The sequence below is a fragment of the Leisingera sp. M527 genome (assembly GCF_025141525.1).
Classification (GTDB): domain Bacteria; phylum Pseudomonadota; class Alphaproteobacteria; order Rhodobacterales; family Rhodobacteraceae; genus Leisingera.
Genome location: NZ_CP081037.1, coordinates 1,972,469 through 1,992,444, shown reverse-complemented (window position 1 = coordinate 1,992,444; position 19,976 = coordinate 1,972,469). Strand labels below are relative to the sequence as shown.

Annotated in this window: 12 protein-coding genes and 1 tRNA gene; 7 read left to right on the top strand and 6 right to left on the bottom strand. The window is 60.7% G+C overall.

The genetic code is table 11. The annotated features are described in order from the left end of the window. The first annotated feature begins 110 nt into the window (after nucleotides 1–110). Entirely contained in the window at nucleotides 111–1,241 is a 1,131-nt protein-coding gene (locus tag K3555_RS09960) for a hypothetical protein (protein WP_260008348.1), read from the top strand. Nucleotides 1,242–1,263: 22 nt separating this feature from the next. On the opposite strand, the gene K3555_RS09955 is transcribed toward K3555_RS09960, so the two are convergent. Then, the gene (locus K3555_RS09955; RefSeq protein WP_260008347.1) at nucleotides 1,264–2,217 is read right to left on the bottom strand and encodes a radical SAM protein; all 954 of its coding nucleotides are present in this window, start codon (nucleotides 2,215–2,217) and stop codon (nucleotides 1,264–1,266) included. A 140-nt stretch (nucleotides 2,218–2,357) separates the two neighbouring features. Here K3555_RS09955 and zwf point away from each other — a divergent pair, with 140 nt between their 5' ends. From zwf to pgi, 3 genes are read left to right on the top strand one after another with little or no spacing between them, the layout of a single operon-like run. Then, nucleotides 2,358–3,833 carry a glucose-6-phosphate dehydrogenase gene (gene zwf / locus K3555_RS09950; RefSeq protein ID WP_260008346.1) on the top strand — a complete coding sequence of 492 codons (1,476 nt, stop codon included), beginning with the start codon at nucleotides 2,358–2,360 and terminating at the stop codon, nucleotides 3,831–3,833. Further along, on the top strand, nucleotides 3,830–4,501 hold the full coding sequence (gene pgl / locus K3555_RS09945) for a 6-phosphogluconolactonase (protein WP_260008345.1): 672 nt from the start codon (nucleotides 3,830–3,832) through the stop codon (nucleotides 4,499–4,501). Before zwf ends, pgl begins: the two co-directional genes overlap by 4 nt. A 17-nt stretch (nucleotides 4,502–4,518) precedes the next feature. After that, nucleotides 4,519–6,126, top strand: a complete 1,608-nt coding sequence (gene pgi / locus K3555_RS09940) for a glucose-6-phosphate isomerase (protein ID WP_260008344.1) — start codon at nucleotides 4,519–4,521, stop codon at nucleotides 6,124–6,126. 45 nt (nucleotides 6,127–6,171) lie between these two features. On the opposite strand, the gene K3555_RS09935 is transcribed toward pgi, so the two are convergent. The 5 genes from K3555_RS09935 to K3555_RS09915 all read right to left on the bottom strand — a co-directional run bounded on the left by K3555_RS09935 (nucleotide 6,172) and on the right by K3555_RS09915 (nucleotide 14,705). Beyond that, the gene (locus K3555_RS09935; protein WP_260008343.1) at nucleotides 6,172–6,510 is read right to left on the bottom strand and encodes a hypothetical protein; all 339 of its coding nucleotides are present in this window, start codon (nucleotides 6,508–6,510) and stop codon (nucleotides 6,172–6,174) included. Between the two features lie 249 nt (nucleotides 6,511–6,759). Next, on the bottom strand, nucleotides 6,760–10,182 hold the full coding sequence (locus K3555_RS09930; protein ID WP_260008341.1) for a Calx-beta domain-containing protein: 3,423 nt from the start codon (nucleotides 10,180–10,182) through the stop codon (nucleotides 6,760–6,762). A 1,016-nt stretch (nucleotides 10,183–11,198) separates the two neighbouring features. After that, nucleotides 11,199–11,272: transfer RNA gene (locus K3555_RS09925), tRNA-Gly, on the bottom strand. Nucleotides 11,273–11,344: 72 nt separating this feature from the next. Then, a complete protein-coding gene (locus K3555_RS09920) occupies nucleotides 11,345–13,393 on the bottom strand; it encodes an ASKHA domain-containing protein (protein ID WP_259999190.1) in 2,049 nt (682 codons plus the stop codon). Between the two features lie 145 nt (nucleotides 13,394–13,538). Continuing rightward, on the bottom strand, nucleotides 13,539–14,705 hold the full coding sequence (locus K3555_RS09915; RefSeq protein ID WP_260008340.1) for a CaiB/BaiF CoA-transferase family protein: 1,167 nt from the start codon (nucleotides 14,703–14,705) through the stop codon (nucleotides 13,539–13,541). 187 nt (nucleotides 14,706–14,892) lie between these two features. On the opposite strand from K3555_RS09915, the gene guaB reads away from it, so the two are divergent. From guaB to K3555_RS09900, 3 genes are all read left to right on the top strand, one after another. Beyond that, nucleotides 14,893–16,341 (top strand): IMP dehydrogenase, encoded by a 1,449-nt coding sequence (gene guaB, locus K3555_RS09910; protein WP_259999185.1) that lies wholly within the window; start codon nucleotides 14,893–14,895, stop codon nucleotides 16,339–16,341. A gap of 36 nt (nucleotides 16,342–16,377) precedes the next feature. Then, a complete protein-coding gene (locus K3555_RS09905) occupies nucleotides 16,378–17,553 on the top strand; it encodes an RsmB/NOP family class I SAM-dependent RNA methyltransferase (RefSeq protein WP_260008338.1) in 1,176 nt (391 codons plus the stop codon). 92 nt (nucleotides 17,554–17,645) lie between these two features. Then, complete coding sequence (locus K3555_RS09900; protein ID WP_259992298.1) at nucleotides 17,646–19,961, top strand: ATP-binding protein; 2,316 nt, start codon at nucleotides 17,646–17,648, stop codon at nucleotides 19,959–19,961. Nucleotides 19,962–19,976: the final 15 nt, after the last annotated feature.

Here is a 19,976-nt window from a genome sequence, read left to right as displayed (position 1 = left end):
CGTTGCGTGCATGCAGGCGCCGCCCTAATCCTATGAGTGTTTGAAGCACCCGGGCCGGCTCACGGCATTCCTATCGGGACCCGGGGCACAGGGAAAGCAGGCAGGGATTCATGCGCAAGAACTTTTTTGGAAACCAGTTCGAAAACATCTTTGTGGCGTCCTCGACGATCCGGGAGAGTTTTTACGGCCGGGGCGGCGACGATGATTTCACGCTGTATCATCACGAACCGGATGGTGTGAACATTCCGGATCTGACCGACCGCTTCTTTGGCGGCAGCGGCGATGACACGCTGGAACTGTTGAGCTTCAGCGTGACCGCAGACGGTGACAATCTCAGCAAGTACGGCCAGCTCAGCTTTGACGGCGGCAGCGGTTACGACACTGTAAAATCAAAAGTATCTGCGGTCATGTCAGGTGGCTCCACTCTGGATCTGAATACCATTGAGACCAGCGTCATTTCGGTTGAACATTGGTTTTATGACATATTTTTGAACGAAGTTGCGGGAGATGGCGGCGTCACCATCCAGAGCGGGGTGAAGGACGACACGCTGAATATCTTCCAGCAAGCCGACGCATCGGAAAACGGCATCCGTGTCGACACATTCGCCGGCGCGGACAGCGTCCTGTACACCGCGAACGCCGACGTGAGCGACCTGAAGGTGAACACCGGCAGCGGCAAGGACTATTTTGAGTTCAACGGCAATTGGGGCGTTACTGCAGATATCACCGTGAAAACCGGCAGCGGCAAAGACACAGTTGTCATCAATGGCTCGACCATTGCATCGCCAGGCGGGCTGGACGCGGTGATCAAAACCGGCAGGGGTGCTGATACAGTTGTTCTGGAAGGCATGCATTCAGAAAGTCTGAATGCCGGCGGCGGGTCGGATGATATCTATGTCCTGACCGGCAGCTTTGCGAACGCAGCCGACTCCATCAAGACAGGCGGCGGCAGGGACCGTCTGTTTGTGGAATTGGATGCCTATTCGACCGTTGCAGTTGTTGAAGATTTTTCCGCTGCAAAAGACGTGTTTGTGTTCGATCGCCAGGAATCCAGCCGGGCGATCCCAAGAGATACAGACGTCCTGTTCGACCGGGACGAATGGGAGACCGCAGAGGAAGACCGGCTGTTCATGGATAACAGCGCGGACAAGCTCTATTTCGGCAGCAACGTCCTGGTGGAATTCACATCGGATGTCGAATTGACAGCCGGCAATTTCACCGTGGGCAACTGGGACTACTAAGCCCCGCCCAAGAGAGGAGGCGTCAGGCCGAGCAGCTGGCGCCTCCCAGAACGCAGAACTTGGCGCAGTGCGGGTGGTTCAGCTGCACCGGGCGTTCCGCCTCGGCCAGGGTTTCACCCATCTCGAATTCAGGCGCATAGGGCAGCAGCGTGCAAGCCAGCACAGCGGGCGCCTTGGCGCCTTTGCGTTTTACGACCATGCGGGACGAGGCGCACATGACGCTGTCCGGGGATTTCCCCAAAATATCCCAGCAGGCAGTGGTGATTTCAGGCACCTCGACGGTCTCGTCCATTTCAGGAAACAATACCGTCTGACCCGGGTTGTGCGCATCAATGGCAAAGCCATGCGCGGCAAACAGGGCGGCAAATCCGTCACGCGATTCTGTCTCGCTTTCACCCCATAAGGTGCGGCCGGCCACGGCCATCCGAACGCCGTTATCGCGCAGCCATTCCATGCCCTCGATGGTTTTGGCAAAACTGCCGGCGCCGCGCTCTTTGTCGTGCAGGGCGGCGCAGTGATGATCGACCGAAATGCGCAGTGTCAGCTTGTCCCCGAATCCCTCCCGCAGCGCCAGCAATCCGGCCTTGACCGTCTTGCGCATCATCGGGCGCATGGCATTGGTCAGGATCAGAACCTCGAACCCGCGTTCCAGCGCTGCGCGGGCCATCGGGATCATCTCAGGATTCATGAACGGTTCGCCGCCGGTAAATCCGATTTCGCGGATTGGCCAGTTGCGTTCCCCGATCTGGCTGAGATAACTTTGCACTTCGTCCTCGGTCAGATAGACCAGTGCGTCATTTGCGGGGGAACTCAGAATATAGCAGTTTGTGCATTCGATATTGCACAGCGTGCCGGTGTTGAACCAAAGGGTCTCGGGATTGCTGAGCGGCACCGATGCGCGTTGCTGACCATTGGCCGTCACAAAGGCGTCTTGAAACTTGCCTAGGTTCGCGACGGGTTTTTGCAGGTCTTTCATGCGGATGTCCTTTGGGGCAGTTCCTTTCGCGGGAAGCTACCTTATACTGTGCAGGAATTGAAAGCAGCCGGGCAGGCACATGACAGGGATGTGAGCGGCGGTGTGCTGCGCCTGCACCGGCTTGAACAGGAAGAACAAGAATGGTTTCGCGTGTGATACCGGTCGACCCGTTTGACCTGGTGATTTTTGGCGGCACTGGCGATCTCGCACAGCGCAAGATCCTGCCGGCGTTGTTCCGCCGTCATTGCGCGGGCCAGCTGACAGGCGCTGAGCGGATCATCGGGGCTGCGCGTACTGGCCTATCCAGTGCCGAATACCGCACAATCGTTGCTGAAGCGCTGCGCGTGCATGCTGGGTCCAAGGCCTGCGGCGGCGGGGCGTTGGAGGCGTTTCTTGAACGGATCAGCTATGTTGCGCTGGATGCGTTGGGGGAAGAGGGCTGGCAGGAATTGAGCCTAAAGCTGCGGCCGGCCGAAGAGGTGCCTGTCCGCATGTTCTACTTCTCGGTGGGTCCGGGTCTGTTCGGCCCTCTGGCAGAACGGTTGCACAGCCATGGGCTGGCCAATGCGGATACGCGGATCGTGGTGGAAAAACCCTTTGGCCATGACCTGGTAACGGCGCGGGAGCTGAACCGGACGCTCGCCGGTCATTTCGATGAAGGCCAGATTTACCGGATCGACCATTACCTGGGCAAGGAGACGGTGCAGAACCTGATGGCGGTCCGGTTCGGCAACATGCTGTTTGAGCCGCTGTGGAACAGCCAGTATGTCGATCACATTCAGATCACCGTGGCCGAGACCGTAGGTGTCGAGGGGCGCGAGGAGTATTATGAGCGCGCCGGCGCGATGCGCGACATGATGCAGAACCACCTGATGCAGCTCTTGTGCCTGATCGCGATGGAGCCGCCGGCCAAATTCGACCCGGACGCGGTGCGTGATGAAAAGCTGAAAGTGATCCGCGCTCTGGACCCGGTAGAGCCGCATCACATCGTGCGCGGCCAGTATCAGGCGCGCCTGGACCCGTCAGACCCGCATCCCTCCTACCGCGGGCTGGTCAGCAATCCACGCAGCAGCACCGAAAGCTATGTTGCCTTGAAGGCGCATATCAGCAACTGGCGGTGGGCGGGCACGCCGTTCTACTTGCGCACCGGAAAGCGGCTGGTGAACCGGTCTTCGGTCATCAACGTGATGTTCAAGGACGCGCCGCATTCGATCTTCGGGGCGGAGGCCGGGCGCCATGCCAACCACCTGAAAATCCGCTTGCAACCCAACGAAGGCATCACGCTGAGCGTGACAATCAAGGAACCGGGGCAGGGCGGAATGCGGCTGGTGGATGTGCCGCTGGACATGAGCTTTGCCGAGGCGCTGGGACCTGAAGGCGGCGATCCGCCGGATGCTTATGAACGGCTGATCATGGATGTTGTGCGCGGCAACCAGACGTTGTTTATGAGAGGCGACGAGGTCGAGGCGGCCTGGGCCTGGACGGATCCGCTGATTGCGGGCTGGAAGTCCCGGGGCGATGTGCCTAAACCCTATGAAAGCGGCAGCACCGGACCCGGCGATGCCGATTTGCTGATGCGCCGCGACGGGCGTGAATGGAGAGGGATAAACCCATGAAATTCAACGAATACCCTGATCAGGACATGCTGGCGATCGAAGTCGCCAATGAAATTGCAGGCGATCTGAAAACCCATCTTCTCGCACATGATGCGGCTTCTTTTGCAGTGGCGGGCGGTACCACGCCGGGGATGATCTTTGACGATCTGTGCGCAGCCGACATTGAGTGGGACCGGGTGCAGGTTATGGCCACGGATGAACGCTGGGTCCCCGCAGACAGCCCGCGTTCCAATGCAGCTATGATCCGCGCGCGGCTGCTGCAGAACCGGGCAGCTGCGGCGAAATTGCTGCCGTTTCATGTGCCGGAACGTCAGCCCGAAGAGGTGCTGGCGGAATTGGAAAGCCAGGTTGTGCCGCAATTGCCGCTGTCCGTCCTGCTTTTGGGCATGGGCGAGGATATGCACACGGCCTCGCTGTTTCCAGGTGCTGATGGGATCGAGGATGCATTGGCGGCGGATGCGCCTGCGCTTATTGTCATGCGGCCTGACAGCCAGCCCGAAGCGCGCATCAGCCTGACAGCACGGGTGCTGGATGCCGCCATAGCCAAACATTTGGTGATTTTCGGGGACGCCAAGCGCCGGGCGCTTGAACAGGCGCTGGCATTGCCGCCGGAAACCGCGCCAATCCAAGCCGTAATGTCCGAGGTAACCGTGCATTGGGCGCCTTGAATTCAGGAAAGATTGATATGTTCAAGGATTTGAAGTTGCTGCGTTCCCAGGAATGCGGCGAGAGTATTTCCGGGTTGTTTGAAAAAGATCCGAACCGCGCTGACGCGTTCAGCGTACGGTTTGAAGCGCTTTTGTTCGACTACTCCAAGACGCAGATCACCGCCGAAGTGCGCGCGGCGCTGACGGCATTGTGCAGCCAGCAGAATGTTGCCGGGCGGCGGGATGCGATGTTTGAAGGCAAAGAGATCAACGAAACCGAGCAGCGCGCGGTGCTGCATACAGCGCTGCGGGATCCCGGCGGTCCTGAATTGTTCGTCGAGGGAGAGGACATCCGTGCTCCTCTGCGCGCGACGCTGGGGCGGATGGAGCGTTTGGCACGGCGTGTGCGCTCGGGCAAACTGGCAGGCCCCGGCGGCCCCTTTACCGATGTGGTGAACATTGGCATCGGCGGGTCTGACCTTGGGCCGGTGATGGCGGCGCTGGCGCTGGCACCGTATCACAACGGGCCGCGGTGCCATTTTGTGTCCAACGTCGACGGCGCGCATATTCACGACATCCTGCAACGGATTGATCCTAAAACAACTTTGGTGATCGTTGCCTCCAAGACTTTTACCACAGTCGAAACCATGACAAACGCCGCGACCGCGCGGCGATGGGTCGAGGCCGGCGGTGGTGAAGCTGCGCGCCAATTCCTGGCGCTGTCGACATCCGAAGAGGAAACCGCAGCCTTCGGCATCCCGCGGGAGCATGTGTTCGGGTTTGAGGATTGGGTCGGCGGGCGTTATTCGGTCTGGGGCCCGATCGGGCTGAGCCTGATGCTGGCGGTCGGCCCGGACCGCTTCCGTGAATTCCTGGCTGGCGGCAAGGCGATGGACGACCATTTCCGCACGGCCGACTGGGAACAGAACATGCCGGTGATGCTGGCTTTGACCGGCATTTGGCACAATCAGGTTTGCGGCCATCCGACCCGCGCCGTGCTGCCGTACGACCAACGGCTGCGGCGCCTGCCGGCCTATCTGCAGCAGCTGGAGATGGAATCAAACGGCAAGTCTGTTGCGATGGATGGCGCGCCTTTGCCGTATCCCTCAGGGCCTGTCGTATGGGGCGAGCCGGGCACCAACGGGCAGCATGCATTTTATCAGCTGCTGCATCAGGGCACGTCCGTCGTGCCTGCGGAATTCCTGGTTGCAGCCAAGGGGCATGAGCCGGAGCTGGAGCCGCATCACCGGTTGCTGGTGGTCAACTGCCTGGCCCAGTCCGAAGCGCTGATGCGCGGACGCAGCCTGAAGAAGGCCAGCGCGCTGATGCGGGCTGCCGGGTATGAAGGCGCCGAGCTGCAGCGCCAGGCCCGCCACCGGGTTTTTCCGGGCAACCGGCCCTCGACCACGCTGATCTACCCGCAGCTGACACCCTATGTGCTGGGCCAGATCATCGCGCTTTATGAACACCGGGTGTTTGCCGAAGGCGTGATCCTAGGCATCAATTCCTTTGACCAATGGGGCGTGGAACTGGGCAAGGAACTGGCAGATTCCCTGATGCCGCTGCTGGCAGGGAAGAAAGATGACGCGGGCAAGGACGGGTCCACCCGGGCCTTGCTGGACTTTGTGCGCAATTCCAAGGCCTGAGACAGGCGCTAGTGCAGGCGGGGCAGGCCAAGCCCCGCTGCCAATTCAGGGCAGTGTCACGCTGCTGGTGATGGTATTGACGAATTTCCCGGTTTCCGGGTCTGTCAATGACGAGAAACCGCCGCCGCCCTCGGCATCAGACCAGTGCCCAGTGCCGCCAGTCAGTTTCCAGCTGCCGGTCAGGGCGCCGGACGGATCCATTGCTTCAGCAGACCAATGCAGCACAACCTTGTCGCCGGTGCTGCTGGTAAAGGCGCATATGCCGCCGCCGCCAACGCTGCCGGACGCAATCTCAACCGCGCCGAAACACGGCCCTGACGCACCGTTCATCGGATGGCCCGCATCTGCCATTTCCAAATTGTCATAAGAACTGCTGATTTGCATCACCATGTGCCCGTCGGCAATTTCAGTTACAGAACTGGTCGAGATACCCGTTCCAGTGCCTGCCTGGTCCCAGGTCGTGCCGGCAATTCCGCCTCCCGCGCTGAAAGCGCAAAACAGTGCCAAAATTAAACAATGACGTTTCATACTGGTTCCCTCTCAAAACGGTCCGCCCGCACTGCACAGGCGGACCGCGTCAGGTTAGCACAGTTTTGCGGAACCACGCGCTGGCAGGTGGCAATGGGGCCGCACTCAGAATATCAGATCCCGCGCGCCGAATACGTCCAGGCCATCAAAATCAATTCGCATCTCAGCAGCCGGGTCCCCGTCCAGATTGATTTCCAAAAGCGACCGGGCGGTATCGAACCTGACTTCGCCAGCGCCTGAGAATTCCGCATCCCGGCCAATCCACATCAGGTCTTGAACACCGGATGCATCGCGGTCGCCGTCGATTTCGCTGAGATCGGCCTTATCGCCCTGTTTGCGACTGAAATCGGTGACCGTGTCGCGTTTGTTTGGCCCCGTACCGGAATCTCCGCTGTAAAAGACAAAGACATCCGCTCCCTTGCCGCCGGTAAGATGATCAGCGCCTTTGCCCCCGGTCAGACTGTCGCCGCCTTTACCGCCATGCAACCTGTCGTTCCCGGATTTGCCCAGCAGCGTATCGCCGCCGCTGCCGCCGGTCAGCGTGTCATTGCCTGTGCCGCCGTCCAGCCAGTCAGCGCCGCCGCGGCCATTCAATTTGTCGGATCCGCCGCGGCCATAAATTCCCTCCGGCCCGCCAGTTCCGTCGATTTCGTCCTTTCTGCCTGTGCCCCTGATGTCATCGTCAAGGATCCGGGCCTTGGCGGCGGTGATGCTGCTGGTCACGTTCAATCCGGCTGGAAAGCTGCCTTGCTTCAGCACCAGCGAGAAGGCTTCGGTCCCTTCCGCCCGGTAATCAGGCAGCAGCTCCACGTTCACCGCGGCCTTGGTCTGGCCGGGCGCAAAGGTTAACACCCCTTTGGTTTCTACGTAATCTTGCCCGGCTTTGGCCTTGTTGTCCTTGGTGGTATAGCGGATTTTCTCAGTGCTGCTGAAGGAGTCGGACAGGGTCACTTCAAAGACTGCAAACCGGCCGCCTTGAGAGGGCTCCTCAGCCTGGGTCGCGGTTACCTGAATGCTGCGGTCCAGATTTACGCCATCATCATCGAGGATAAAGGCATCGCTGTGCAGCACCCGGCTGCCGCCTGCGAAAACCGCGCCCTCAAGACCGGAAAGTTCAATGCCGAAACTCTCGTCGCTTTCGATCTCGCTATCATGCCGCACCCGCACACCGACGGTTTTTGACGTTTCACCAGGGGCAAAGCTCAGCGTGTCGGCAAAAGCCGGATAGTCGACGCCTTCGGTCGCTGATCCGGCTGCCGAATTGTAATCCACTGTCACTGCCTGGGAGGAAGGTTTGGACAAGGTCAGTGTGAAAACCACAGTACCGCCGAAACCAGCCCCGATGCCTTCGACGGCATCTGTTGCCGAAACCGATAGCACCGGGCGTTTGCCGCCGCCATCATCGTCCAGAATAACCGCCGTGCCCACCAGCCCCTTAACGGTGCTGCCAAGGCTGCTGGCCGGCTCCACAACCAGGCTGAAGAACTCAGACGGCTCGATTGTCCTGTCACCGGTCAGTTCCACCTCGACGACCGCTTTGGTCTGGCCGGGCGCAAATCGCAGCTTGCCGCTTTGCGCCACGTAATCGTCACCTGCGGCAGCACTGCCGTCGCGGGTTTTGTACTCATAGACCAGCCTGTTGACGGACGGTTCCGAGATTTGCACCTCGAACAGGGCTGTGCGGGCGCCGCCGTTGCCCTCGGCAATGACTGGAGAGGAGACCATCAGCGCCCGGTCGAGATTGACGCCATCGTCATCCAGGATAAAGGCGTCCGCGCGCAGCACCTTGGAGTTGCCGGTGAAAACACCGCCGCCGGGATCAAACAGTTCGATGCCAAAACTTTCATCGGTCTCGGAAATGCTGTCATGCCGGACCCGGACCTCAACCGTTTTGGACGTCTCGCCAGGCGCAAAAGCCAAGGTGCCATTAAAGCCCGGGTAATCAATAGCCTCGTCGGCGGAACCCGCCCGCGAACGGTAGTTGACGGTCACCGTGTCAGCGGCGGCTTTGGACAGGGTCACGGTAAATTCCACGATGCCGCCAAAGCCGGCTCCGATGCTTTCCACCGCGTCGGCCGCGGCCAGCGAAATGACCGGCTGGCCGCGGCCGCCATCATTGTCCAGAACCGTTGCGGTGCCGGTCAGCCCATTGGCCGAAGTGCCGAGCCCGTTGCCCGGGGACACCGACAGATGAAAGAACTCGCTTGGTTCCACTGCCTTATCGCCGGACAGCTCAACTTCAACTACCGTTTTGGTCTGGCCAGGGGCAAACCGCAATTTGCCCGACGCAGCCGTATAGTCTTCCCCTGCAGTCGCGCTGCCATCGCGGGTTGCGTAGTCAAACACCAGCTGCGTTGCCGCAGGATCCGACAATTGCACCTCGAACAGTACCGAACGTGTGCCGCTGTTGTTTTCTAAAACAATGGGCGAGGACACGGTCAGCGCCCGGTCCAGATTGGTGCCGTCATCATCCAGAATGAAGGCCGAGGCGTGCAGCACCTTGGCGCCGCCCGCAAATGCGGCTCCGGTTGGATCAAACAGCTGGATGCCGAAATCCTCATCGGTTTCTATGAGACTGTCATGGCGAACGCGGACTTCGATGGTTTTCAGCGTCTCTCCGGGGGCAAAGGTCACAGTGCCGTCAAACCCAGGGTAGTCGATATCCTCGTCAGCAGCGCCCGCCATTGACCTGTAGTTCACCTCGACCGCATCTTCGGCGGGCCGCGACAGCATCAGCGTGAAAACAACCGTGCCGCCAAACCCCGAACCGATGCTTTCCACTGCATTGGCTGAGGTCAGCGACAAGACCGGTAAACCGCTGCCGCCGTCGTTGTCCAGGATCGTGGCCGTGCCCGAAAGACCCGATGCAGTTCCGCCAAGGCTGGCATCCGGGCCAACGATCAGATGAAAAAACTCTGACGGTTCCAAGGCAGTGTCTCCGGTCAGGTCGATCCGGACCGTCTTCTCCATCTGCCCGGCCTGGAAGGTGACACTTCCGGATTTGGCAAGGTAATCCACGCCTGCGATGGCACTGCCGTTCTTGGTCCGGTAGTCCAGCGTGAGGCTGCTGGCGGCCGGTTCGGACAGGCGGATGGTGAAATCCGCTTTCTGGGTGCCGCCATTTCCCTCCACCACAACCGGTGAGGAAACAAAGACCGCCCGGTCCAGACCCGCGCCGTCATCGTCCAGTACAAAAGCGCTTTGCCGCAGCACGGCTGACCGCCCCGCAAAGGATGCGCCGGCCGGGTTGAAAAGCTCCAGAACAAAGGCCTCGTCAGTCTCGTCGAGGGTATCATGCCTGACACGGAATTCGACCGTCTGGGTATCTTCGCCCGGAGCAAAGGTGATGGTGCCGGATGTTTTCGGGAAATCGATGCTTTCATCCGCACTGCCTCCGATGGTGCGGTATTGGACAGTGACCGTGTCGGCCGGAACCTCGGACAGCGTGACCGTGAAGGTTACCAAGCCGCCGAATCCGGATCCGATGCTTTCAATTGCGTCTGCGGACGTGATGCTGATCGTCGCCATTTTGCCCCCTGCTGGCCTGCGCTGCCGTAAGCGGCGCGTTAACTGGATCGCCCCAGGCATTCCGCAGCCGTCCTGCGATCCCCTTTTTGGCGGTCCCTAACAGTCAAAGCATCCCGGCCGCTGCAGGGCGTGGCTGATAGGCGAAACGGATATCACGACTGGCAGGCGGACGACTGCTGTGCGGCCACTGGCAATACAGTGCCGGACAGGGCCGTTTTCAGTAGATTAGCATCTCCAGGAAACACATTTCCCTGCCATAAAAGGCAGAGCCCGAAACCAGAACCATCTCCAATTACCCCAAGAACCAACAACACCCAACGCGGGAGATACCGTTAAAAATGTAGTGTCTTGCAGTTGTTTTTGTCAACAATAGCGGGAACAGTTCATTATTGTCCGTAAAATTGCTGAACGTTTGCAAATGATCCGGTTTCTTTGACGGTTGAGCTTCCAAAGCATGCTATGCCGGTTGTCTGCGGAAGTGTTCAACGCTTTGCCGCCGCACGAATAATGGCAGTGAAAGCATCCCTTTCGCGGAATTCTGGTGGCAAAGTGAGGCCGGATTGAAGTGAGGCCGGTTTGAAGATGCGGCCCGCCAAGCTGATTAAACATTCACTCGATACCTGCGGGCCGCTGCCCCTGTTGGTTAAGGGACCATTTAAGGGTAGGGCGAGGAGTCCGTCTTTTACGGGGAATTTTCGTCTGCGAAGGTCAGGACTGGCGGGGCGTTCGTTGTAAACCTTTGATTTGCCTGCCCTTGGCTGTGCTGACGCATGCAGCCTATAACCGGGCCGCTCGCAGCCGCTTCTGGCGGAATGCTGGCAATCATGTGTTTCCGGATGGGCGCAATGGGCGGCGCCTCAGGGCAGTGGAAAAACACTTCGGGAATACCTGGGGCTCACGCTCCGGAAGCTGTCTTTGTGGCCCCGATTTTCCCTTTTAATGCAGTATCGTCAACCGGAACCGCAGGGGCGGCTTCCGCTTTCACATTGAAAGTCAGGAAAAAGTGTTGGGTGATTTGGAGCGGGTAGCGGGAATCGAACCCGCGCCTTAAGCTTGGGAAGCTCGCATGATACCATTTCACCATACCCGCTCGTTGAGCAAAGGATTATGCCGCGGCGCCAGTGAGGTCAAGGGCACCGCAGCGTATTTTTATGCGGAAAGGTCAGCCGCGGCGGCGGCGGCGGCGGCCTCCGCCAGCGCCTTCTCCATCACCGCCGCCGGTGTTGAAGTTCACCTGCGGCAGGGTCACCACGGTGCCAAGGATCGGGAACGGTTCGGCCGAGTTCGGAATGGCTGATGCGTTCACGAAATGCTCCTGGAAACGCGGCTCCACGGCGGTTTCGATTTTCTCGATATTGCGGACGGTTTCTTCGATCTCGCCGCGCGCTTCGGTGTTCAACAGCGCAATGCGGGCACCGGTACCGGCGGCGTTGCCAGCCGAGGTCACCTTGTCCAGCACACAGTCGGGGATCATGCCCAGCACCATCGCGTGTTTGGCTGAGATATGCGCGCCAAAAGCACCGGCCAGAACCACCCGGTCAACATTTTCGACGCCGAATTTGTCCATCAGCAGGCGCGCACCGGAATAAAGCGCCGCCTTGGCCATCTGGATCGCGCGGATGTCCGGGTTGGTGACCGTAATGGTCGGGCCGCCCTCGGCAGAGCTGTCCCAAAGCATGTACGCGTTGGTGCGCCCGTCCTGAATGCAGCGGGCCGTGCCGGTCTGTTCTGCCGAGCCGATGAGGCCGGAGGCATCCAGCACCCCGGCCATGCGCATTTCGGCTATCGCCTCGATAATGCCGGAGCCGCAGATGCCGGTGATGCCGGTGGTGGCAATGGCCTCGGCAAAGCCGTCCTCATCCGACCAGATGTCCGAGCCGATCACCCGGAACCGCGGTTCCTTGGTTTCCGGGTTGATCTCGACGCGTTCGATGGCGCCAGGCGCGGCGCGCTGACCGCTGGAAATCTGCGCGCCCTCGAACGCGGGGCCAGTGGGGGAGGAACAGGCCAGGACTTTTTCCTTGTTGCCCAGCAGGATTTCGGCGTTGGTGCCGACATCGACGACCAGCACCAGATCTTCGGATTTGTCAGGTGCCTCCGACAGCGCCACCGCGGCGGCGTCAGCACCGACGTGGCCGGCGATGCAGGGCAGCAGATAGACGCGGGCGGCGGGGTGGATGTTCAGATCCAGTTCCATCGCGCGCAAGGCCAAGGAGTTGGAGGTTGCCAGCGCAAACGGCGCCTGACCTAGCTCGAACGGGTCTATCCCTAAGAACAGGTGGTGCATCACCGGGTTGCAGACAAAGACCGCGTCCACAATCAGCGCCTTGTCTATCTCCGCCTCAGACGCGATCTGAGTGAACAGCGCGTTCATGCCTTCGCGCACCGCGCGGGTCATTTCCTGATCACCGCCTTTGTTCATCATCGAATAGGAGACCCGGCTCATCAGGTCTTCGCCAAAGCGGATCTGCGGATTCATGATGCCGGAGGAGGCGACGACCTCGCCGGTTTTCAGGTCGCACAGATGCGCGGCAATGGTTGTGGAGCCGAGATCGACCGCCAGGCCGTACACGGTGCCTTCGTAGAATCCTGGCCAGATATGCATGATTTTGGGCGGGTGGCTTGCGTCGCCTAGATGCACGGCCACGGTCACCTTCCAGCCGCCCTTGCGCAGGGCAGGCTGCAGCGCATGCAGGATATGCAGATCGGTCTTGACGCCCTTGAGGTCCCATTGGGCGTCCAGCGCCTCGATCAGCCGTTCCATGTCGCCTGTTGGCTTGTGCATGTCGGGCTCTTCCACCTCGACATAGAACAGGCGGGTGGAGGGGTTCATGGTGATGTCGCGGGCTTCGGCGCGTTTGCGCACCACCTGGCGGTGGACCTGGCTTTCCGGCGGCACGTCGATCACGATGTCGCCCTGCACGGTGGCCTGACAACCCAGACGGCGGCCGTCGATCAGGCCGCGCTTGTCCTTGTAGCGTTGTTCAACCTTGTTCCATTCGCTGAGCGCGCCTTCCTCGGCGGTCACGCCATGCTTGGAAAACTCGCCGTAGGACGGGGTGATCTGGCATTTCGAGCAGATCCCGCGGCCGCCGCAGACCGAGTCGAGGTCGACCCCAAGCTGCCGGGCGGCGGTAAGGATCGGCGTGCCCGCGGGGAAACGCCCGCGTTTGCCGGATGGGGTAAACACAACGAGGGGTTCGTCAGTCATGCCTGTAGCCTTCTCATTCCGCAATTTAGGCGGAGCATATGGGCTTTTGCGGCAGGCGAAAGGCAATGGGCGGCATTTTCCCGTCTGCTGGCGCCATTTTTCCATATTTGGTGACTTTGGGATGCGGTTTTTAGTTGGGTGATTGTCAGGGGACGGCTTGTGCCTCAACCTCTTTCAGCCACGCCAGAATCTCTGCGCGGTCGCCATCCAGTTGCGGGGCAGGGGCGCGGGTTTCAGGGTCCGGCAGGCCGCTCATCTTGATCGGATTGCCTGCTGACAATTTTGCGGATCGACCGTTTTTGCCTAGAACCTCGACGACCATATTGCGGGCCAGGATCTGCGGGTCCTTCAGGACCTGATCCACTGTCTGGATCGGCCCTGTGGGAATGCCGGCCCTGGTCAGAACCCCGATCCAGTGGTCTTTGGTGTCCCCTAGTGTCACCGCCTCGATCAAGCGTTTCAGAAGGCGTGCATTTTCGCACCGGGCCGGATTGGTGGCAAAACGCGGGTCTTCGGCAAGCGGTAAATCCAACGCGTCACAGAGCCGGGCAAATAGCGTGTCATTGCCGGCAGCAATAACAAACAGCCCGTCTGATGCGTGAAAAGTTTCGAACGGAGTGATCGACGGGTGCCGGGCGCCAGAGGGCTGCGGGGCTTGTCCGGTAACCGATGTGATGGCGATGGCGTGCTCCAGCAGCGCCAATTGACTGTCCAGCATGGCAACATCGATGAACCGGCCCAGACCGGTTTTCTGCACGTCCAAAAGGGCCGCCAGGACACCGTGCCCCAGAAACATGCCCGCCACGATATCGCCGATCGAGGCACCGACGCGCACCGGATCGCGGTCCTTTTCGCCGGTGATTGACATCACCCCGCCGCGGGCCTGCACCACCATGTCATAGGCAGGCTTCAGGGCATCGGGGCCGGAGTGGCCAAAACCCGACACGGCACCATAGATCAGCCGCGGGTATCTGGCGTGCAGATCCTCCCAGCCGTAGCCCAGCCGCTGCATCACGCCGGGACGGTAGTTCTCCAGAAGCACGTCGGCCTGCGCCAGCAGCCGCTCAAAAACCACGCGGTCCTCGGGCGCCTTCAGATCCAGTGCGATGCTTTTCTTGCCGTGGTTGATGGTGGCGAAGTAAGCGCTTTCGCCCTCCTTGAACGGCGGGAAAGTGCGGGTGTCGTCGCCTGTTCCGGGACGTTCCACCTTAATGATATCGGCGCCAAGATCCGACAGGATCATTGAACAGTAAGGACCGGCCAGAACATGGGTGAAGTCCAGAACAGTGACGTTTTCCAATGGGGCGGGCATGGCAATATCCTGCATCATTTCTGCAGGTTTTCTGATACGCCAAGCAGGCCTGCGCGCATTGACCCAGATCAGAGCCGCCCGAAAGAGATTGCTGCAGTGCAGGAATTCTTGCCTGCTGCCTCTTTCCCCCCAGTAGGTTCTGTGCCATAGGGTCACCGCCAAACGGGGTTATGCATGAGGATGACCAATGCAGATTCGTGAGGCTCTCACCTTTGATGATGTTCTACTGGTGCCAGGCGCGTCGAGCGTGCTGCCCAATACCGCTGATACGCGCACCCGGGTGACGCAGTCGGTATCGCTGAACATTCCGCTTCTAAGCTCGGCCATGGACACGGTGACCGAGTCCCGCATGGCGATTGCCATGGCCCAGGCCGGCGGCATGGGGGTGATCCACAAGAACCTGAACGTGGAAGAGCAGGCCCGCGAAGTGCGCCGGGTCAAACGCTTTATCTCTGGTATCGTCTATAACCCCATTACGCTGACCGCAGACCAGACCCTGGCCGACGCCAAGGCGCTGCAGGAACGCTACCGGGTGACGGGCTTCCCAGTGGTGGATGGTTCGGGCCGCGTGGTCGGTATCGTTACCAACCGCGACATGCGCTTTGCCTCGGATGACAGCACGCCGGTGTCGGTGATGATGACCTCTGACAATCTGGCGATGCTGCAGGAGCCGGCCGATCTGGAAGAAGCCAAATCGCTGATGAAGGCGCGCCGGATCGAAAAACTGCTGGTCTCCGACAAGGATGGCAGGCTGACCGGGCTGCTGACCCTCAAAGACACCGAACAGGCCGTGCTGCACCCGACCGCGTGCATGGATGAGCTGGGCCGCCTGCGGGTTGCCGCCGCCAGTTCGGTCGGGGACAGCGGCTTTGCCCGCTCCGAGGCGCTGATCGACGCAGGTGTTGATATCGTTGTTGTGGATACGGCCCATGGCCATTCGGCAGGCGTGATCGACGCGGTAAAGCGGATCAAGGCACAGTATGGCGCGGTGCAGGTGATTGCCGGCAACGTTGCCACCGCTGAAGCCACCCGCGCGCTGATTGATGCGGGCGCGGATGCAGTCAAGGTCGGCATTGGTCCAGGCTCGATCTGCACCACCCGCATGGTGGCCGGCGTCGGCGTGCCGCAGCTGACTGCGATCATGGATTGCGCAAATGCGGCTGGTGATATCCCGGTGATTGCTGATGGCGGCATCAAATTCTCGGGCGATTTCGCCAAGGCGATTGCGGCAGGTGCCTCCTGCGCCATGGTTGGTTCGATGATTGCCGGCACGGATGAATCCCCGGGTGAGGTGATCCTGTATCAGGGCCGATCGTTCAAATCCTACCGCGGCATGGGCTCGATGGGTGCGATGGCGCGCGGCTCGGCGGACCGGTATTTCCAGAAGGACGCGGCCAGCGACAAGCTGGTGCCGGAAGGCATCGAAGGCCAGGTCCCCTACAAAGGCGGCGCCGGGCCGGTGGTTCACCAATTGGTCGGCGGTCTGCGTGCGGCAATGGGCTATACCGGCTGTGCGACCGTGGATGAGATGCGCAAGAACTGCAATTTTGTCCGCATCACCGGCGCCGGGCTGAAGGAAAGCCATGTGCATGACGTGCAGATCACCCGTGAAGCCCCGAACTACCGGGCAGGATAAGCTGATGATGGCCGCGTGCAATCAAAAGGCAGGGGCATGACCCCCGCCGCCCGCCTGCAGGCGGCCATTGAGGTTCTTGACCGGATTCTGGACGGCGAGCCTGCGGAAAAGGCTTTGACCTCCTGGGGACGACGGAGCCGGTTTGCCGGATCAAAAGACCGCGCCGCAGTGCGTGACCATGTGTTTACAGCGGTGCGGTGCCAGCGGTCGCACGCAGTCCTTGGCGGCGCGCACAGCGGCCGAGGGCTGGTTCTGGGCGCGCTGCGGGAAGCAGGACAGGACCCGGACGAAGTCTTTAGCGGACAGGGGTATGGGCCTGCACATTTGACCGAGGCGGAACGTCAGCTGCCTTCCCCGCCGGAAGGGGCCGAGGCACTGGATATTCCCGATTGGCTGTGGCCTGAATTCAGCAGCAGCCTTGGGGATCAGGCAGAGGCCGCAGCGCTGGCTCTGCGCAGCCGTGCGCCGGTGCATTTGCGGGTGAACATTGCCCGCGGCACGCTTGCGCAGGCGCAAGAGGCGCTGAACGCCGACGGTATCGCCACCCGGCCGCATCCGGCCGCCGCCACGGCGCTGGACGTGACCGAAGGCGCCCGCAAGCTGCGCAACACAAAAATGTACCAGGACGGTTTTGTTGAATTGCAGGACGCAGCGAGCCAGGCGGTAACCGCGCTGTTGCCATTGCAAGACAGCATGAAGGTGCTGGATTACTGCGCCGGCGGCGGCGGTAAAACATTGGCCATGGCCGCGCAGGCGAACCTCCGGCTGTTTGCCCATGATGCCGATCCCAAACGCATGAAAGACCTGCCCGAACGCGCGGCGCGGGCGGGTGTGCAGGTGCAGCAGCTGTTGACGGCGGACCTTGAGCGCAGCGGGCCGTTTGACCTGGTGCTGTGCGATGCCCCCTGTTCCGGTTCCGGGTCCTGGCGGCGGGCGCCGGAAGGTAAATGGCGGCTGACGCCTGAAAACCTGCAGGACCTGCATCGGGTCCAAGCAGATATCTTGCGCACAGCGGCAGGCCTGACAGCGCCTGGCGGGACCCTGGCCTATGCCACCTGCTCGGTGCTGAATGGCGAAAACTCTGAGCAAGTTCAAAGGTTTTTGCAAGAGAACGAGGGCTGGTCGCTGGCGGCGCAGCAAAGCTGGCAGGTGCAAAACGGCACCGATGGTTTCTTTGTTGCTGTGTTGACGCGCGCAAAGGGCGGTTGTTAGGGTCTCCGCCGGGAAACCTTTGTGTTTCTTAACGTGGTTTTAACCAAAACCGCCGCGTTATGGCGTCACTTTGCATTGTCCATGGAGCCGTAATGTCCGGTCGCCAAGAAACTTCCGTTCCGGAACTGCGGGTTTACGCCCCCGAGCATGCCCGGCTGGCCGCGACACTGCTGCTGGCCCTGATGCTGCTGTCAGGCCCCTGGCTGGTGCCGCTGCCCGATTGGATGGGCCGCGGTTTTGTCATGGTGGGGCTGACACTGGCGGCTGTGGCGGTGCTGATGGTTATTCAAACCCGGATGCGCCTGAATGCGCGGTCGATGGCGGCGGAGCTGCTGACCGGCTTTATCGAAAAAGATGCAACGCCAAGTTTTGTCACGGACGGCGATGGAGTGGTCCATGCCTGCAACGGGGCCGCTGTAAAACGGTTCGAGGACGGCAGCCGCGACACATTGGCAGGAACTTTGCGGTCGATCCTGGCTAACCCTTCGGCTGTTTTGTACCGGTTGCAAAGCCGCGCCCGCGTCGATGGTGCCGCCCGCGAGGATATCGTGACCCGGCGCGGCCATGTACGGCTGGCGGTTCACCAGATGAACGGCGGCAGCTTTCTGTGGCGGGTGGAGGATATCCTGGATCGCGGCGGCAACGGGCGCGGTGCGGAAACGATGCCGGTTCCGATGATCACGGTTGGCCGCACTGGCGCTGTTTTGTTCATGAACGAGGCGGCCCGCAGCCTGATCGGTGAGCGTGTGAAATCCACCGACCGTTTGTTCCCTGCGCTGCCGGTCATGCCCGGGCAGATCAATACGCTCAGCACCAAATCCGGCCCGGTCCAGGTGCTGGTCAGCGAGAAGAACCGCACCCAGGGGCGCAGCGAACTGTTTCTGATGGAGGTGGACGAAGGCAGTTTTGACTCTGCCCAAGCCGGGTTGGAAGCGCTGCCTGTGCCGTTCCTCAAGGTTGCTCCTACAGGTGAAATTCTGACCAGCAACCGCATGGCCCTGCGTCTGCTAGGTGTTGAAAGCTGTGCCAATCTGAAGCTTGGCCAGCTGATGGAAGGGTTGGGCCGCCCGATGTCAGACTGGCTGCGCGATACGGCTGACGGGCTGGCACCGAACAAGTCTGAATTCCTGCGCCTGTCGCGCGCTGACAAGGAAGTCTTTGTTCAGGTGACTCTCACCCGGGTGGTGGAAGAGGGCACTCCGATGCTGATCGCAGTGCTGAATGATGCGACCGAGTTGAAGACGCTGGAAGCGCAATTTGTGCAAAGCCAGAAGATGCAGGCAATCGGTCAGCTGGCGGGCGGCGTTGCGCATGACTTCAACAATCTGCTGACCGCGATTTCCGGCCACTGCGATTTGCTGTTGCTGCGCCATGATCAGGGCGACCAGGACTATGGCGATTTGATCCAGATCCACGAGAACGCCAACCGGGCGGCCTCGCTTGTCAGCCAGCTGCTGGCGTTTTCGCGCAAACAGACACTGCAGCCGGAAACCCTGGATGTGCGGGACACGCTGTCGGACCTGACCCATCTGCTGAACCGGCTGGTGGGTGAAAAGGTCACCCTGACCCTCAGCCACGATCCGGTGATGAAGTCGATCCGGGCTGATAAGCGGCAGCTGGAACAGGTGCTGATGAATCTGGTGGTGAACGCGCGCGATGCGATGCCGCAGGGCGGTGAGATCCGGGTCGAGACGGAAGTGATCGCGCTGGATAAACCGCTGGAGCGGAACCGCGCCACAGTTCCGGCCGGCGATTGGGTCACCGTGAAAGTGTCCGATGAAGGTGTAGGGATCGCTCCGGACAAGCTGCAAAAGGTGTTTGAACCCTTCTACACCACCAAACGCACTGGCGAGGGAACCGGTTTGGGCCTGTCCACGGCCTATGGCATCATCAAGCAGACCGGCGGCTACATCTTTGTCGACTCGGTCAAGGGACACGGCACCCAGTTCACCCTGTTCTTTCCGGTCTACAAACAGCAGGCCGACCAGCTTGCCGCTGAAAAACCGGCCGAGACTACGGAGAAAGCTGTTGCCGCCCAGCACGGCGAGGGTGTGGTGCTGCTGGTCGAGGATGAGGCTCCGGTGCGGGCCTTTGCGTCCCGGGCTCTCAGGATGCGGGGCTATACGGTACTGGAAGCCGAATCTGCCGAGGACGCACTGCGCACGCTGGAAGATCCCGGCCTGACCGTGGATGTCTTTGTCACTGATGTGGTGATGCCCGGCATGGATGGCCCCAGCTGGGTGCGTCAGGCGCTGAAAGAACGCCCTGATACCCGCGTGGTGTTTGTTTCAGGTTATGCCGAAGGAGCCTTTGGCGAGGCTGACCCGGATGTGCCGAATTCGGTGTTCCTGCCGAAACCGTTCTCGCTCAATCAGTTGACCGAAACGGTTCATGCGCAACTGCATTAAGGTTGAGAAATTCAG

Coding starts and splice junctions, on each gene's coding strand:
- K3555_RS09960 (WP_260008348.1), top strand. CDS start 111: ATGCGCAAGAACTTTTTTGGAAACCAGTTCGAAAACATCTTTGTGGCG.
- K3555_RS09955 (WP_260008347.1), bottom strand. CDS start 2,217: ATGAAAGACCTGCAAAAACCCGTCGCGAACCTAGGCAAGTTTCAAGAC.
- zwf (WP_260008346.1), top strand. CDS start 2,358: ATGGTTTCGCGTGTGATACCGGTCGACCCGTTTGACCTGGTGATTTTT.
- pgl (WP_260008345.1), top strand. CDS start 3,830: ATGAAATTCAACGAATACCCTGATCAGGACATGCTGGCGATCGAAGTC.
- pgi (WP_260008344.1), top strand. CDS start 4,519: ATGTTCAAGGATTTGAAGTTGCTGCGTTCCCAGGAATGCGGCGAGAGT.
- K3555_RS09935 (WP_260008343.1), bottom strand. CDS start 6,510: ATGCAAATCAGCAGTTCTTATGACAATTTGGAAATGGCAGATGCGGGC.
- K3555_RS09930 (WP_260008341.1), bottom strand. CDS start 10,182: ATGGCGACGATCAGCATCACGTCCGCAGACGCAATTGAAAGCATCGGA.
- K3555_RS09920 (WP_259999190.1), bottom strand. CDS start 13,393: ATGACTGACGAACCCCTCGTTGTGTTTACCCCATCCGGCAAACGCGGG.
- K3555_RS09915 (WP_260008340.1), bottom strand. CDS start 14,705: ATGCCCGCCCCATTGGAAAACGTCACTGTTCTGGACTTCACCCATGTT.
- guaB (WP_259999185.1), top strand. CDS start 14,893: ATGCAGATTCGTGAGGCTCTCACCTTTGATGATGTTCTACTGGTGCCA.
- K3555_RS09905 (WP_260008338.1), top strand. CDS start 16,378: ATGACCCCCGCCGCCCGCCTGCAGGCGGCCATTGAGGTTCTTGACCGG.
- K3555_RS09900 (WP_259992298.1), top strand. CDS start 17,646: ATGTCCGGTCGCCAAGAAACTTCCGTTCCGGAACTGCGGGTTTACGCC.